This is a genomic window from Roseovarius sp. (genome assembly GCF_027019125.1).
Taxonomy (GTDB): Bacteria; Pseudomonadota; Alphaproteobacteria; order Rhodobacterales; family Rhodobacteraceae; genus Roseovarius.
Map to the genome: position 1 here is coordinate 112,270 of NZ_JALUXE010000027.1, position 15,231 is coordinate 127,500.

13 protein-coding genes are annotated in these 15,231 nt (G+C 63.5%); 10 read left to right on the forward strand and 3 right to left on the reverse strand.

Features of this window, described 5'->3' with window-relative positions; genetic code table 11:
- Positions 1 to 8 precede the first annotated feature (8 nt).
- Both MVC20_RS18930 and uvrB read right to left on the reverse strand, forming a co-directional pair.
- Entirely contained in the window at positions 9 to 230 is a 222-nt protein-coding gene (locus tag MVC20_RS18930) for a hypothetical protein (RefSeq protein ID WP_363320742.1), read from the reverse strand.
- 145 nt (positions 231 to 375) lie between these two features.
- The gene (gene uvrB / locus MVC20_RS08780) at positions 376 to 2,574 is read right to left on the reverse strand and encodes an excinuclease ABC subunit UvrB (protein ID WP_297541426.1); all 2,199 of its coding nucleotides are present in this window, start codon (positions 2,572 to 2,574) and stop codon (positions 376 to 378) included.
- Positions 2,575 to 3,016: 442 nt separating this feature from the next.
- Between uvrB and acs the strand changes: the two genes are divergently transcribed.
- The 10 genes from acs (at position 3,017) to MVC20_RS08830 (ending at position 13,750) form a co-directional block, all read left to right on the forward strand.
- Positions 3,017 to 4,957: an acetate--CoA ligase gene (gene acs / locus MVC20_RS08785; protein WP_297540445.1), complete on the forward strand. Its 1,941-nt coding sequence runs from the start codon at positions 3,017 to 3,019 to the stop codon at positions 4,955 to 4,957.
- Positions 4,958 to 4,971: 14 nt separating this feature from the next.
- Positions 4,972 to 5,658 (forward strand): adenylate kinase, encoded by a 687-nt coding sequence (locus MVC20_RS08790; protein ID WP_297540447.1) that lies wholly within the window; start codon positions 4,972 to 4,974, stop codon positions 5,656 to 5,658.
- 68 nt (positions 5,659 to 5,726) lie between these two features.
- Positions 5,727 to 5,987: a DUF4212 domain-containing protein gene (locus tag MVC20_RS08795; RefSeq protein ID WP_297540449.1), complete on the forward strand. Its 261-nt coding sequence runs from the start codon at positions 5,727 to 5,729 to the stop codon at positions 5,985 to 5,987.
- A gap of 15 nt (positions 5,988 to 6,002) precedes the next feature.
- Positions 6,003 to 7,766: a sodium:solute symporter family protein gene (locus tag MVC20_RS08800; RefSeq protein WP_297540450.1), complete on the forward strand. Its 1,764-nt coding sequence runs from the start codon at positions 6,003 to 6,005 to the stop codon at positions 7,764 to 7,766.
- A gap of 116 nt (positions 7,767 to 7,882) precedes the next feature.
- Positions 7,883 to 9,721 (forward strand): DUF294 nucleotidyltransferase-like domain-containing protein, encoded by a 1,839-nt coding sequence (locus MVC20_RS08805; RefSeq protein ID WP_297540452.1) that lies wholly within the window; start codon positions 7,883 to 7,885, stop codon positions 9,719 to 9,721.
- Positions 9,722 to 9,724: 3 nt separating this feature from the next.
- The gene (locus MVC20_RS08810) at positions 9,725 to 10,231 is read left to right on the forward strand and encodes a hypothetical protein (RefSeq protein ID WP_297540454.1); all 507 of its coding nucleotides are present in this window, start codon (positions 9,725 to 9,727) and stop codon (positions 10,229 to 10,231) included.
- 30 nt (positions 10,232 to 10,261) lie between these two features.
- Complete coding sequence (locus MVC20_RS08815; protein ID WP_297540455.1) at positions 10,262 to 10,645, forward strand: response regulator; 384 nt, start codon at positions 10,262 to 10,264, stop codon at positions 10,643 to 10,645.
- Positions 10,638 to 12,704, forward strand: coding sequence for an exonuclease domain-containing protein (locus tag MVC20_RS08820; RefSeq protein ID WP_297540457.1), 2,067 nt, complete (start codon positions 10,638 to 10,640; stop codon positions 12,702 to 12,704). The genes MVC20_RS08815 and MVC20_RS08820 overlap by 8 nt, the downstream gene beginning before the upstream one ends.
- A gap of 72 nt (positions 12,705 to 12,776) precedes the next feature.
- Positions 12,777 to 13,076, forward strand: a complete 300-nt coding sequence (locus tag MVC20_RS08825; RefSeq protein WP_297540459.1) for a hypothetical protein — start codon at positions 12,777 to 12,779, stop codon at positions 13,074 to 13,076.
- Between the two features lie 200 nt (positions 13,077 to 13,276).
- Positions 13,277 to 13,750, forward strand: coding sequence for a CoA-binding protein (locus MVC20_RS08830; protein ID WP_297540461.1), 474 nt, complete (start codon positions 13,277 to 13,279; stop codon positions 13,748 to 13,750).
- 6 nt (positions 13,751 to 13,756) lie between these two features.
- Here the strand turns inward: MVC20_RS08830 and MVC20_RS08835 are convergent, their stop codons facing one another.
- Positions 13,757 to 15,055, reverse strand: a complete 1,299-nt coding sequence (locus tag MVC20_RS08835; protein WP_297540463.1) for a Wzz/FepE/Etk N-terminal domain-containing protein — start codon at positions 15,053 to 15,055, stop codon at positions 13,757 to 13,759.
- Positions 15,056 to 15,231 lie beyond the last annotated feature (176 nt).

Consider the following 15,231-nt stretch of genomic DNA (forward strand, 5'->3'; position numbering starts at 1 on the left):
TGCGTGGTTCAGCCCGGAGTGCGGGTGCCGAAATCTTGAAAAGATTTCTGTCCGATTTCTTTTGAAGAAATCGGGTTTGAGGCGGTGAGCCAGCGGATCGGGGCGCGGTTGCAGAAAATCACGATCTGGCCGGAGTTCTCAACGGCCTGATAGCCCCGCCGGTCAATTTCACGCAGGAAATTCGCCATGCCCGCAAAACGTTCGATGTCGCGGGCCTTGCGCCGGATCACGGCCCCTTCCTGCACCGATTTCGACGCGAAGAGGTCATGTAGCCAGACCTCGGGCGAGAGGGGAGAGTTGCGGTTTTGCATGCTGTGATCATGCCGGACGAGGGGTTAAGGCGGCGTTAAGGCTGGTGCGCAATGACTGCGGACCCTACCGCCCCCGCCGCTTCACATTGCCGCCGCGCTGCCCCGGTCTGCCCGCGGTGGAGCGTCCCCGTCCTTTGACGGCCTCGGCGCTGGCGGCCTCGACGGCGGACTGGCGGGCGAGCGGGTCGTCTGAGATTGCGAGATCCACGGCCTCCAGCCGCTTGACCTCGTCGCGCAGGCGGGCGGCCTCTTCGAATTCGAGGTTCTCGGCGGCTTTACGCATGTCGGCGCGCAGCCCGTCGAGCACGGCGGCGAGATTGGAGCCCGCCAGCGGTTTGTCGACCGTCGCGGTCACGCGGGCCATATCGACATCGCCCTTGTAGAGCCCGGCCAGAATATCCTCGACATTCTTGCGCACCGTGGCGGGGGTGATGCCATGCGCCTCATTATAGGCGATCTGCTTGTCGCGGCGGCGGTTCGTCTCGGCCAGAGCGCGTTCCATCGAGCCGGTGATGCGGTCGGCATACATGATCACCCGGCCCTCGGCGTTGCGGGCGGCGCGGCCGATGGTCTGGATCAGGGATGTTTCCGAGCGCAGAAAGCCCTCCTTGTCGGCATCCAGAATGGCGACAAGCCCGCATTCGGGAATATCCAACCCCTCGCGCAGCAGGTTGATGCCGATGAGCACGTCAAAGGCCCCCAAGCGCAGGTCGCGCAGGATCTCGATCCGTTCGATCGTGTCGATGTCGGAGTGCATGTAGCGGACACGGATGCCCTGTTCGTGCATGTATTCGGTCAGATCCTCGGCCATGCGTTTCGTCAGCGTCGTGACAAGCACCCGGTAGCCATCGGCGGCCACGCGGCGCACCTCGTCCAGGAGGTCATCGACCTGGGTTTCCACGGGCCGGATTTCGACCTGAGGATCAAGAAGGCCGGTGGGGCGGATCACCTGTTCGGTAAAGACGCCGCCCGTTTGCTCCATCTCCCACGCCGCGGGGGTGGCGGAGACAAAGACAGATTGCGGGCGCATGGCGTCCCATTCCTCGAACTTGAGAGGGCGGTTGTCCATGCAGGAGGGCAGGCGAAAGCCGTGTTCGGCCAGCGTGAACTTGCGCCGGTAGTCGCCTTTGTACATGCCGCCGATCTGGGGCACCGAGACGTGGGATTCATCGGCAAAGACGATGGCATTGTCGGGGATGAATTCAAAGAGCGTGGGGGGCGGCTCGCCGGGGGCGCGGCCCGTGAGATAGCGGGAATAATTCTCGATCCCGTTGCAGACTCCGGTGGCTTCGAGCATTTCGAGATCAAAGTTCGTGCGCTGCTCAAGCCGCTGCGCCTCGAGCAGTTTGCCTTCGTTGACCAGCTGATCAAGGCGCGTGCGCAATTCGCGTTTGATGCCGATGATGGCCTGCTGCATCGTGGGTTTGGGTGTCACGTAATGCGAATTGGCGTAGACGCGGATTTTCTCGAACGTGTCGGTTTTCTCGCCGGTCAGCGGGTCGAATTCGGTGATCGCCTCAAGCTCTTCGCCAAAGAAGGACAGGCGCCACGCGCGGTCCTCCAAGTGGGCGGGGAAGATTTCCAGACTGTCGCCGCGCACGCGGAACGAGCCGCGCTGAAAGGCCTGATCGTTGCGCCGGTATTGTTGCGCCACGAGGTCGGCCATGATGGCGCGCTGGTCGTATTGCGCGCCGACGGTCAGGTCCTGGGTCATGGCCCCGTAGGTTTCGACCGAGCCGATACCGTAGATGCAGGACACAGAGGCCACGATGATCACGTCGTCGCGTTCCAGAAGCGCGCGGGTGGCGGAGTGGCGCATCCGGTCGATCTGTTCGTTGATCTGGGATTCCTTCTCGATATAGGTGTCCGAGCGCGGCACATAGGCTTCGGGTTGGTAGTAGTCGTAATAGCTGACGAAATACTCGACGGCGTTCTCGGGGAAAAATCCCTTGAATTCCCCGTAAAGCTGCGCGGCCAGCGTCTTGTTGGGAGCGAGGATGATGGCGGGGCGCTGTGTTTCCTCGATGATCTTGGCCATGGTGAAGGTCTTGCCGGTTCCGGTGGCGCCCAAGAGCACCTGATTGCGCTCTCCCTCGACAATGCCTTGGGACAGTTCGGCGATGGCGGTGGGCTGATCGCCCGCCGGTTCGAATTCCGAAGCCAGCACAAAGCGCTTGCCGCCCTCGAGCTTGGGGCGGGATTTCACATCCGGCGCGGGATGGCTGAGCACGGCCGGGGTCTTGTCGGAATGGGCGTAGGGCATGGGGCGCTCCGATGGATCAATGTCCACATTTGTTCTCTTTGGCGGCGGGTTCAAGCCCCAAAGCGGATGCCGCGCGCGGACCCGTCTGGGTAGAGCGGGTGCGGGGCGTGCGCGAATCGATTTTGCGATTCGTGACGCTGCGTCACGCGATTCGGGCGCGGGTCATAGTGCCGCACCCGTCGGGCGCATGGGGGTTTCGCGAAGGGGCATGTCGCAATTTTCAGCACATAGGTCGTTTCAGGAGGGGCTAAAGGCCAGAAAAACAGCGCGTGAAAATTTATTTACAAAGTTTCACCCTCTTCAATGCAAGAAATTCACTGATCTTATGGGCGTTTGTCAGGATTTTGTTAATTTCTGCGCATTTTCGGCTAGGGTATGCCAAGGAATGCGACAGTGCCTGTCACGAGGAGCAGGTGGTCGCTGGGATGGAGGATTTCAAGTCATGAGCGACGCAAACGCAACCGCAGGTGCAAAAAAGGCCGGTTTTCACATTGATGCGGCCAAGTATGAGCGGATGTATGCCGATTCGATCAGCAACCCCGAAGCCTTTTGGGGTGAGCATGGCAAGCGGCTGGACTGGATCAAGCCCTACACCAAGGTGAAGAACACCTCGTTTGAATATGACAATGTGTCGATCAAGTGGTTCGAGGATGGCACGCTGAACGTGTCCGCCAACTGCATCGACCGGCATCTGGCCAAGCGCGGCGATCAGACCGCGATCATCTGGGAAGCGGATGATCCCAATGATGAGCCGCAGCACATCACCTACAAGGAACTGCACGCGCAGACCTGCAAGATGGCCAATGTGCTCAAGTCCATGGGCGTGGCCAAGGGCGACCGTGTCGTGATCTATCTGCCGATGATCCCCGAGGCCGCCTATGCGATGCTGGCCTGCGCGCGGATCGGGGCCATTCATTCGATCGTTTTCGCCGGGTTCAGCCCGGATGCGCTGGGCGCGCGGATCAACGGGTGTGACGCCAAGGTGGTGATCACCGCCGACCACGCGCCGCGTGGGGGCCGCAAGACCAAGCTCAAGGACAATGTGAACCAGGCGCTGTTGCATGACACGTCGGATGTGAAATGCCTTGTGGTGCGGCGCACCGGCGATCAGGTGGCGTGGCGCCGTGATCTGGATTTCTGGTGGCATGAAGAGGCCGAGAAGGTCAGCGCCGATTGCGCGCCCGAGGAAATGAACGCGGAGGACCCGCTGTTCATTCTCTATACCTCGGGCTCGACCGGCATGCCCAAGGGCGTGGTTCACACCACCGGCGGCTATCTGACCTATGCGTCGATGACGCATGAGTACATCTTCGACTATCACGAGGGTGACATTTACTGGTGCACCGCCGATGTGGGCTGGGTCACGGGCCATAGCTATATCGTTTACGGACCGCTGGCCAATGGCGCGACCACGCTGATGTTTGAGGGCGTGCCGACCTATCCGGATGCCGGCCGGTTCTGGCAGGTGTGCGAGCGTCACAAGGTCACGCAGTTCTACACCGCCCCCACCGCCATTCGCGCGCTGATGGGCAAGGGCACCGGGCCGGTCGAGGGCAGCGACCTGAGCAGCCTGCGTATCCTGGGTTCGGTCGGCGAGCCGATCAACCCCGAGGCGTGGAACTGGTACAACGAGAATGTCGGCAAGGGCAAATGCCCGATCGTCGATACCTGGTGGCAGACCGAGACGGGCGGCGTATTGATCACGCCGCTGCCCGGTGTCGTCGAGACCCCCAAACCCGGTTCGGCCACCAAGCCGTTCTTTGGTGTGCAGCCCGTGGTGCTGGATGAAAAGGGCAACGAGCTGGAGGGGGCGACCGAGGGTGTTCTGGCGCTCAAGGACAGCTGGCCGGGGCAGATGCGCACCGTCTGGGGCGATCACAGCCGGTTTGTCTCGACCTATTTCGAGATGTTCAAAGGCTATTATTTCTCGGGTGACGGATGCCGCCGCGACGAGGATGGCGATTACTGGATCACGGGCCGCGTGGATGACGTGATCAACGTCTCGGGGCACCGGATGGGCACCGCCGAGGTGGAATCGGCGCTGGTCGCCCATGCCACCGTGAGCGAAGCCGCCGTCGTGGGCTATCCGCATGACATCAAGGGGCAGGGCATCTATTGCTATGTCACGCTGATGGACGGGGTGGAGCCGACCGAGGCGCTGCGCACGGAGCTGGGCAACTGGGTGCGTCAGGAAATCGGGCCGATTGCCAAGCCGGACGTGATCCAATGGGCGCCGGGCCTGCCGAAAACCCGCTCGGGCAAGATCATGCGCCGTATCCTGCGCAAGATCGCCGAGAATGACTTTGACAGCCTTGGTGATACCTCGACGCTGGCCGATCCGTCGGTGGTGGACGAGCTGATTGCCAACCGCGCCAAAGCCTGAGGGGGATGAGCGTGATGGACGGAAGCGACACGCCCCGCAACGCCGCAAATCTGGTCCTCCTGGGGCCGCCGGGTGCAGGCAAGGGCACACAGGCGCGCATGCTGGAGGAGCAATTCGGTCTGGTGCAACTCTCGACCGGGGACCTCTTGCGCGCCGCTGTGGCGGCGGGCACCGAGGCGGGTCGTGCGGCCAAGGCGGTTATGGAAGCGGGCGACCTGGTGTCCGACGAGATCGTCATCGCCATTCTGCGCGACCGACTGGCCGAGCCGGACTGTGCCAAGGGTGTGATACTGGACGGGTTCCCGCGCACCACGGTGCAGGCCGAGGCGCTCGACGGTCTCTTGGGCGAAATCGGGCAGGGTATCCGGGCGGCGATCAGCCTGGAGGTGGATGACGCCGCGATGGTGACGCGGATTTCGGGCCGCTACACCTGCGGCGGCTGCGGTGAAGGCTATCACGACAGCTTCAAGGTGCCCGCCGTTGAGGGCACCTGTGACAAATGCGGCGGCACCGAGATGAAGCGGCGCGCCGATGACAATGCGGAGACGGTGGAACAGCGGCTGCGCGCCTATCACGCGCAGACCGCGCCGCTGATTTCCTATTACGAATCGCGCGGCGTTCTGGCCCGCGTCGATGCGATGGCCGAGATCGAGGCCGTCGCAAGAGAGCTGAACGCCATCGTCGCCAAGGCGGTCGCGTAAAGGAGTGCCCGTGCCGGGATGGTCCCGGCGCGGTCTGGAGGACGTCGTTACAAAAGGGAGGGCACGCTTTGTCCGATAAAGAAAGAGCGAACGCTTATTGGAAGGCCAATCTGCGTCTCATCACATGGAGCCTGGTGATCTGGTTCTTCGCCTCGTTTGGCTTTGGCATTCTGCTGCGGCCGATGCTGTCGGGGATCGCCATTGGCGGCACCGACCTCGGGTTCTGGTTCGCGCAGCAAGGGTCGATCATCGTCTTTCTGATTTTGATCTTCTTCTACGCCTGGCGGATGAACAAGCTCGATGCCGAACATGGCGTCGGTGAAGAATAAGTAGGGGGAGGGACAATGGATCAAACAACACTCAATATCATCGTCGTGGGTCTCAGCTTTGCGCTCTATTTCGGGATCGCAATCTGGGCCAAGGCGGGATCGACGGCGGAATTCTACGCGGCTGGACGCGGCGTGAACCCGGTCGTCAACGGGATGGCCACGGCGGCGGACTGGATGTCGGCGGCTTCGTTCATCTCGATGGCAGGCCTTATCGCCTTTGTCGGCTACAACAACTCGACCTTCCTCATGGGCTGGACGGGCGGTTACGTGCTGATGGCCATGCTGCTTGCGCCCTATCTGCGCAAGTTCGGCAAGTTCACGGTGCCCGAGTTCGTGGGCGACCGTTTTTACAGCAACAAGGCCCGCGTCGTGGCTGTGATCGCGCTCATCACCATGTCGGTGACCTACGTGATCGGTCAGATGGCGGGTGCCGGTGTGGCCTTCTCGCGCTTCCTCGAAGTGGACAACACCACCGGCCTGCTGATCGCGTCTGGTGTGGTTTTCGTCTACGCCGTTCTGGGCGGGATGAAGGGCATCACCTATACGCAGGTGGCACAGTATTGCGTTCTGATCATCGCCTACACCATTCCGGCGATCTTCATCTCGCTGCAACTGACGGGCAAGGTTCTGCCGCAGTTGGGTCTGTTCGCCGAGCATACCGCGTCGGGCCAGTATCTGCTTGTTACCCTGGACGGTCTGCTGAACGATCTGGGCTTTAACCAGTACACCACCGGGTCGAGCCCGTGGCTGATGGCGCTGTTCACCCTGTCGCTGATGATCGGCACCGCCGGTCTGCCGCACGTGATCATCCGCTTCTTCACCGTTCCCAAAGTGTCTGACGCACGTTGGTCGGCAGGTTGGGCGCTGGTCTTTATTGCGCTGCTGTATCTCACCGCTCCGGCTGTGGGGGCAATGGCGCGCCTGAACATCATGACCACCATGTGGCCGAATGGCGTTCAGGGCGAAGCTGTGGCTGTGGACGATCTGCCGGACTGGTTCCGCACCTGGTCGACCACCGGTCTGCTGGCTGTGGAAGACAAGAACGGCGACGGCAAGATCCAGTACTACAACGACAAGTCCGAAGCGATGACCGCACTTGCGGCCGAGCGTGGCTGGCAGGGCAACGAGCTTGTGACGTTCAACCGTGACATCCTCGTGCTGGCCAACCCCGAAATCGCCGGTCTGCCGGGTTGGGTGATCGCGCTTATCGCCGCAGGTGGTATCGCGGCGGCCCTTTCGACGGCGGCTGGTCTGCTCCTGGCCATTTCCTCGGCCGTGAGCCACGACCTGATCAAATCGACGATCAATCCCAACATCTCGGAAAAAGGCGAGCTTCTGGCCGCCCGTATCTCGATGGCGGTGGCGATCGTGGTGGCGACCTATCTGGGCCTCAACCCTCCGGGCTTTGCGGCGCAGGTGGTGGCACTGGCCTTTGGTCTGGCGGCAGCCTCGCTCTTCCCGACGCTGATGATGGGCATCTTCTCGAAGCGCATCAACTCGGCAGGGGCAACCGCGGGCATGCTGGCCGGTCTGCTCTCGACCACGCTCTACCTGTTCCTCTACCTGGGCTGGTTCTTCATCCCGGAAACGAACATGCTGACCGCGGATCAGTACCTCTTCGGTATTCCGCCGACCCATTTCGGCCCGATTGGCGCAGTGCTGAACTTTGCTGTTGCCTATGTCGTGTCGAGCATGACGGCAGAACCGCCGCAGGAGATCCAGGACCTCGTCGAAAGCGTGCGTATTCCGCGCGGTGCCGGTGCGGCCACGGGTCACTGAGACCTCAAAGGACAGGGGCGGCGTGTGCCGCCCCTGTTTCCCTACCGCCCGCCGATATTCCGGTAACCGGGTGCTTTTAGGTGATTTTCCCCCAAGTCCCAGGAGAGCCGCGCCCGATGAGCGACGTCAAACCCGATCCCATTGACAGCCTGACCCGCCATGCGCCGTTTTCCGGTTTGCCGCATGCGTTGCGCAGTGCGCTGGCCCCCAAGCTGGCGCGGGTGAACTTGGCGCAGGGGGTGGTGCTGTTCGAGAAGGGCGCGCCGCTGGCCGGGCTTTACGTGGTCGAGACAGGCGGGCTCGATATCGAGACAGGTCATGCCGACCTGGTGTCGCACCGGGGGCCGGGCGACATCATGGGCGAGCGCGGTCTCTTGCGGGATGGTAACGCGCTCTTGACGGCGCGGGCGTCGGCGCCGTCCGAGTTGATCGTCGTGCCGCGCGAGGCGTTTCTCGACCTGATGGAGCAGTCGGACGAGATTGCGCGCTGGTTCGCGCGGGCGCGGCCGACGGCGCAGGGCGACGACGGCCCCTATGCCACGGGTCTGACCGCGCTTCAGGTGTCGGACCTCATGACCGCCACGCCGATCACCTGCGGGCCAGAGGCCACGGTCAAGGATGTGGCGCGGCTGATGCGGGATAACGTGATTTCCTCTGTCGTGGTGATGGAGGGCGCGCGCCTGGCGGGGATCATCACGGTGCGCGATCTGGCCAACAAGGTGTTGGCCGAAGGGCTGAGCGGGGATGTCAGCGTGGCGCAGGTGATGACGCCGGACCCGGTGACAATCGAGCCTGGGCGGCTGGGCCTTGATGCGCTGATGCTCTTGTCGGACCTCAAGGTCAATCACCTGCCGGTGGCGCAGGGGGGGCGGGTGCTGGGCATGATCGGCAAGACCGATCTCTTTCGCCAACAGGCCGCCACGGCGAGCCATATGGTGGCCGATATTGCCAGTGCCGAGGCGCCCGAGGACATGGCGCAGGTCATGGAGCGGGTGCCGATGCTGTTGGTGCAGCTGGTGCAGGCCGGGGTGCGGCCGCAGTCGATCACGCGGCGGATCACCGATATTACCGATGCGATCACCCGACGTCTGTTGCGGCTGGCGGAGGTCAAGCTTGGCCCCGCCCCGGTGCCCTATCTCTGGGCGGCCTGCGGCAGCCAGGGGCGGCGCGAGCAGACGGGGGTGAGCGATCAGGACAATTGCCTGATCCTCGACGACAGTTTCCAGCCCGAGCATGACGCCTATTTCGCGGCGCTGGCCAAGTTTGTCAGCGACGGGCTGAACACCTGCGGGTTCTTTTATTGCCCTGGCGACATGATGGCGACCAATCCGCGCTGGCGACAGCCGCGCCGGGTGTGGCGCAGCTATTTCGCGGGCTGGATCGCGCAGCCGGACACCGAGGCGCAGATGCTGGCGTCGGTCATGTTCGATCTGCGGGCGATTGCGGGGGAGACCGCGCTCTTTGACGATTTGCAGGCCGAGGTGCTGGCAAGCGCGCGCAAGAATTCGATCTTTGTCGCGCATATGGTGTCCAATTCTCTCAAGCATACGGTGCCTTTGGGGCTGTTGCGCGGTTTTGCCCTGATCCGGTCGGGCGAGCACAAGAACACGATTGACCTCAAGCATTCGGGCGTGGTGCCGGTGGTTGATCTGGGGCGGATCTATGCGCTCTTGGGATCGCTCGAGGTGGCGGGCACGCGCGAGCGGATCACGAGCGCGCGGGCGGGCGCCGTCATTTCCGAGACTGGCGCACGGGATTTGCTGGATGCCTATGACCTGATCGCGGAAACGCGCCTGCGGCATCAGGCGGCGCGTATCCGCGCCGGGCGCAGCCCGGACAATTTCATGGCCCCTGCCGATCTGTCGGACCTTGAGCGCAATCACCTGCGGGATGCGTTCATGGTGGTCAAGACCATGCAATCCGCCATCGGACAATCCAGAGGAGCACCGGGATAACTTATGTTTTTGGAATTGATCGCCACTTTCGCTGTTGGCATCGGCGCAGCCGGTATCGCCCTGGTCCTTGGGCATCTCAGCCGGGGCCGTTTGCCGCGCTACACCGCGCCCTTCGCGGCGGGGATCGCGATGCTGTGCTATGTGGTCTGGTCGGAATACACCTGGGCGGATCGCACGCTCGGCACCCTGCCCGACAGTGTTGAGGTGATCAGCGCGGTGGAAGAAAGCAAGCCGTGGAGGCCCTGGACCTATGTCGTGCCGCAGGTCACGCGGATGATGGTGCTGGACCGCGCCGGGGTGCAGACCAATCCGGCAGCCCCCGAGATCCTGTTGGCGGATATTTATCTCTTTGGGCGGTGGGCCGCGCCGATGATGCGCCCGCAACTGGTGGATTGCGCCAAGGCGGCGCGCGCCGATGTGAGCGAGGCGGCGCTGGCCGATCCGGCACAGGCCGAGTGGCTGGCCGTGGGGTTGGAGGACCCGGTGATCGCGGCGCTCTGCCAAAGCTAAGTCAGTGGTAACCGGGAGAGGAGGCCCGTCATGCCTGAAAAAACCGTTCTGCTGGTTGAAGACGAGGACAATATCGCGCTCGCGCTCGAACATCTGATCGGGCGCGCGGGATACCGGCTGCGCCGGGTGGCCACGGGCAATGCCGCGCTGGAGGCGATGGCCGAGGATCGGCCTGATCTGGTGGTGCTGGATGTGATGCTGCCCGAGCGGTCGGGCTATGAGATTTGCCAGATGATCCGCGCCGATGCCACCCTCAAGGGGACCAAGGTGCTGATGATGACCGCAGGGGGGGGCGAGGTCGAGCGCCGCAAGGGGCTGGCGGTGGGGGCGGATGCCTTTATGACCAAGCCTTTCGCCACCGCTGATCTGACCGCGCAGATCGGGGCGTTGCTGGCCGGGGCGGATCATGATTGAGCGCCTGACGGCGCGTTTGGGTCTACGGCTGCGATTTGCGCTCTTCTTTGCCGCGCTTGCGCTGGGGGGCGCCGTGGTTATCGCGGGCGCGCTGTGGTTTGGTTACACGCGGGCGGGCGGGCCGCTGGATGGGTATGTGATCGGTGGCATGGTTGCGGCGCTGGGCGTGATGGGCTTGGCCGCCTGGATCGGGCTGCTGTTCGATGAGAACGTGGCCAAGCCCATTCTGGCGCTGGCCTCGGACCTGACGACGCGGGCGCGGGCCGATGTGGACTTGCAGATCGACGAGGCGCAGGCCAAGCATCTGAGCACGCTGGCGCCCGCCGCCAATGCGATCAACGCGGCGCTGTCGGAGGCGCGGGCCGCACGGGCGCGGGCGGTCGAGCGGGAGACCGCACGGATTGCGCGCGAGAAGGCGCTCTTTGAGGCGCTCTTTCGCGATCTGGGCGAAGGGGCGGTGGTGGCCACGCCGGACAACCGCGTCATGCTCTATAATCGCATGGCGCAAGAGCTGTTGGGCGAGATTGGTCTTGATCGTCCGCTGTCGAATGTCCTGCGCCCCGAGCCGATCATGGACGCGCTGTCGCGGATGCAGGAGGCGCGGGTACGCGGCCATATCGGGGCCGAGACATTCCTTGCGGCCTCTGCGAATGGCAAGCGGTTCCTCTTGGGGCGCGTCAGCCCGATCCTGTCGGATGAGGAATTGTCGGGGCATGTGTTGATTTTCCGGGACGCGACCGAGGATCTGAGCGCGCATGCGCAGCAGGATCATCTGTTCAACACGCTCTTGGAGGGGGTGCGCCGACCGGCGGCCACCATTGGCGCGCTGCTGGATGTGTTGCAATCGGCGGATGATCTGCCGCCCGAGACCCGCGCAACGTTTCGCAAGGGGATCGAGGACGAGGTGGCGCGGCTCTTTGAGTGCCTGCGCGAGATGGGCGCGCAGCATGCCGGGGTCAAATCGCGGCGCTGGCCGATGTCGCCGGTTGCGGCGGCGCATGTGTTCGACGGGTTGAGCGTGCAGGCGCGGGTGCCGCTGAGCGTGGCGCGCAGCGAGGCGATGTTGAGTTGCGACGGTTTTGCCGTGACCACGCTCTTGGGCGGGTTGCTTGGGCATCTGGCCGAGGACGGCAGCCGCGACGGATTCAGCCTGAGCGCCGAGCAGGACGGGGCCGAAACGCGGCTGATCCTGAGTTGGCAGGGGGAGGCGGTGACGGATGGGCAATTGACCGGCTGGCTCAAGGCGCCGCTGTCCACCGCCTATGGGGACTATTCCGGGCGCGATGCGCTGAGCGCGCATCAGACGGATGTCTGGGCCGAGGCAAGGGCCGGGGGGCACCGGATCGTGCTGCCGCTTGCCACCGCAGCCCCACCGCTACAGCCCGGCGATGCGCGGCCCGAGTTCTATGATTTCAACCTGCCAGAGGTGGCGGGCGGAGATCTGGCCGAACGTCCCCTGTCGGACCTGAGTTTCGTGGTGTTCGACACCGAAACCACCGGCCTCTCGCCGCGGGGGGGCGACGAGATCGTGCAGATTGCCGGGTTGCGGATCGTCAACGGGCGCATTCTGCGCGGCGAGAGCTTTGACATGCTGGTCAATCCGGGCCGCCCGATTCCGCCTGCCTCGACGCGGGTGCATCATATCAGCGACGAGATGGTGCAGGGTGCTCCGGATATTGTCGAGGCTGGGCGGCGGTTTCACGATTTCTGTCAGGGCGCGGTGCTGGTGGCGCATAACGCGCCCTTCGATCTGGCGTTTTTGCGGCTCAAGGAAAAGGTCATCGGGCGGCGGTTCGACAATCCGGTGCTTTGCACCGTGTTGATGTCGGCGGGGCTCTTTGATCACAGCGGTCAGCATACGCTGGATGCGCTCTGCGAGCGGTTCGGGATCACCATCCCGCCCGAGGCGCGGCATACCGCGATGGGCGATACCGTGGCCACGGCCGAGGTATTCGTGCGGATGCTGGGCCTCTTGCAGGCCAAGGGTGTGACGACGCTCGGGGGGGCGATTGCCGAAGAGGGGCGCATGACCAAGATCCGCAAGGCGCAGAATTACTAAGAACCGCGTGGCGTTGGGGCATTTTGGCGCTGAGCCCTTGGCAATCTGTCGTCCCTGACCGATATGGGGCGCATGGGACACAAGATTGCGACCTGTTCATATTGCGGCACGCGGGCGGTTCTGGTGCTGGACCGGGCCCGGCATGAGCTGGCCTGTTCGCGCTGTGGCGCGCCGCTGCACGAAATGAAGGCGATGCCCGCGCGCGAACGGGGCGCCGCGCGGCCCAAGGCGCGGCCCATGACGCTGCCCCGGCAGGAGTATGGGCCCGAGCGGCAAGCCCCTGAGCGCGCGCGGAAATCCAAGCCGCGCAAAGGGTTTGGGCGGCGGATGCTGGAAGAGATCTGGGACGCGGTCGAGGACATTTTCGACTGAAGCCGCGGCGATGACGCGCGATCAAGGGCAGTCACAGGTATATTACAAACCCTTTATATCCTGAGATTCGGACCTACATCTGTCCCAGAGGCGTCGATACGGAACATTGATGCCTTTTATCACTGTCCCTCGTTCCGCGACTTGCGCCCAAGTTTGACTTGGGCGCTTTTTTCTGCGCGCTATCCGTGGTTCATAGGGGCATGAGCGAAGAGTATAGCGATTCCCATCTGCGCGAGATCCTGACCCGCACCCGGCGTGTGGCGGTGGTTGGCGTGTCGATGAACCCCGTGCGCCCGAGTTACTATGTGGCGCGTTACCTCAGTCTCAAGAGATACGAGGTGGTGCCGGTCAATCCGGGCCATGCCGGTGAGCGGCTCTTTGGTCAAACGGTGGTGGCGGGGCTGCGCGATATTGTGGGGCCGGTCGATATGATCGACATTTTCCGCAGGTCCGAGCATGTCGGCCCTATCGTGGAAGAGGCGCTGGAGGTGCTGCCGGGGCTGCGCACGGTCTGGATGCAGATCGGGGTTGAAAATGCGGAGGCTGCGGCACTGGCGCGGGCGCGGGGGGTCGATGTGGTGATGAACCGTTGCCCCAAGATCGAATATCAGCGCCTCTTTGGCGAGTTGCGCATGGGCGGGTTCAATACCGGCGTCATTTCATCCAAGCTGTGAGCGGGGTCAGTTGCCGCCCAAGAGGCGCAGCGGCATCAGCCGGTCCTGCACCAGGCGCAGCACGAGCGGCACGACCAGGAGGACCGCAAGCACCGTTCCGGCGATGCGCAGCGCGCGGTTGCGGCGTTCATGGCGGAGGTGCACCACGGGAATGGTTACGACCGGCGTGATCTCAAGCTCTTTTTCCAGTTGCGCGGCGCTGCGGATGGCCGGGTTGAGAAGCTCGAGCGTGATGACGAGGGCGAATCCCAGGACAAGACTGGCCAGTGCCCCGGCAAACGCCAGTTTCTTGCGGCTGATGGAGACCGGAAACTCGGGCGGAATGGCGGTTTCCAGAATCTCGAACCGTTCCTGTTGCTGGCGCGATTCAAGCACGCTGGCCATTTCCGCCTCGACCCGGTTGGTGGTGATGGTGCTGAGCTGGTCCTGCAACTGGGTCAGATCGCGGGTGAGGGCGCCCAATTCCCGCTCGACGCGGGGGGCTGCTGCCAAGGCAGCCTCATTCGCCGCGATGCGGGCCGAGACCAGCGCGCGCTGGTCGGTCAACTGGCCGATCTGGCGGGCGAACACCTCTTGGCGCTGGCGGGTCGATTCGGTTTCGAGCGTGATGATCTGCTGATCGAGAGCGAGCAGCGTTTCATTGAGGGTGCGCAATTCCTCGCGCACGGGCGTGATGCTGGAGGGCAGCGAGGCGCCGTTGGCGCGTTTGAAATCGGCGATCACGCCTTCGACTTCGGCAATCCGGGCGCTGACGCGCGCCTCTTCGGCGCTGTAGAAATCGAGGGATTCGCGCACAAGCTCCATGCGCCGCTCGCGGTTCTGGGTGATCACGGTTTCCACGAAATCATTGGCCACGTCGGCGGCCTTGACCGGGTCGTTGAGGTTTACGGTCACGCTGAGCCCGGAGGGGGTGGTTGCCGGGCCCATGCCGGGGACGCCGACGGTGATGGGGGTGATCCGGGCGGAAATCCGCAGTTGATGCACCTTTTCGGCCAGCGTCATCTTGGGGACATTGGCAAAGAGGCCGTGCCGCTCGATCACCTTGACCAGATTGTCGCGCGCCATCAGGCGCTGTTCGATCAGTTGCAGGCGGTGATTGGCGTCCGTGGCAATCGTCTGACCTGCCAGATCGCGGCCGACCTGCGGGCTTTCGATCTGGATGACGGCGGTGGCCTGAAACACCTTGGGCTGGTTGAGGGCGATGATGACCGAGAGGACCGAGCCAACAACGCCGACAAGCAGGATCAGCCACAGCTTGCGGTGCAGAAGCCGCATCAGATCGGGCATGGACTGGATCGCGCTCATGGCTTGCCTATCGGTGCTGTTTCAACGTGGTCAACGCGGGTGCCGAAAACAAAAAACCGCCTGGGATAGTTCCTGCTGACAGACGGACCCGCAAACGCGGGGTGCCATCTTGTCAGCCGAATGCCCCCAAACGGCCCTGACAGATTTAAGTCTCAACTTGGCCACAATTTAGCAAT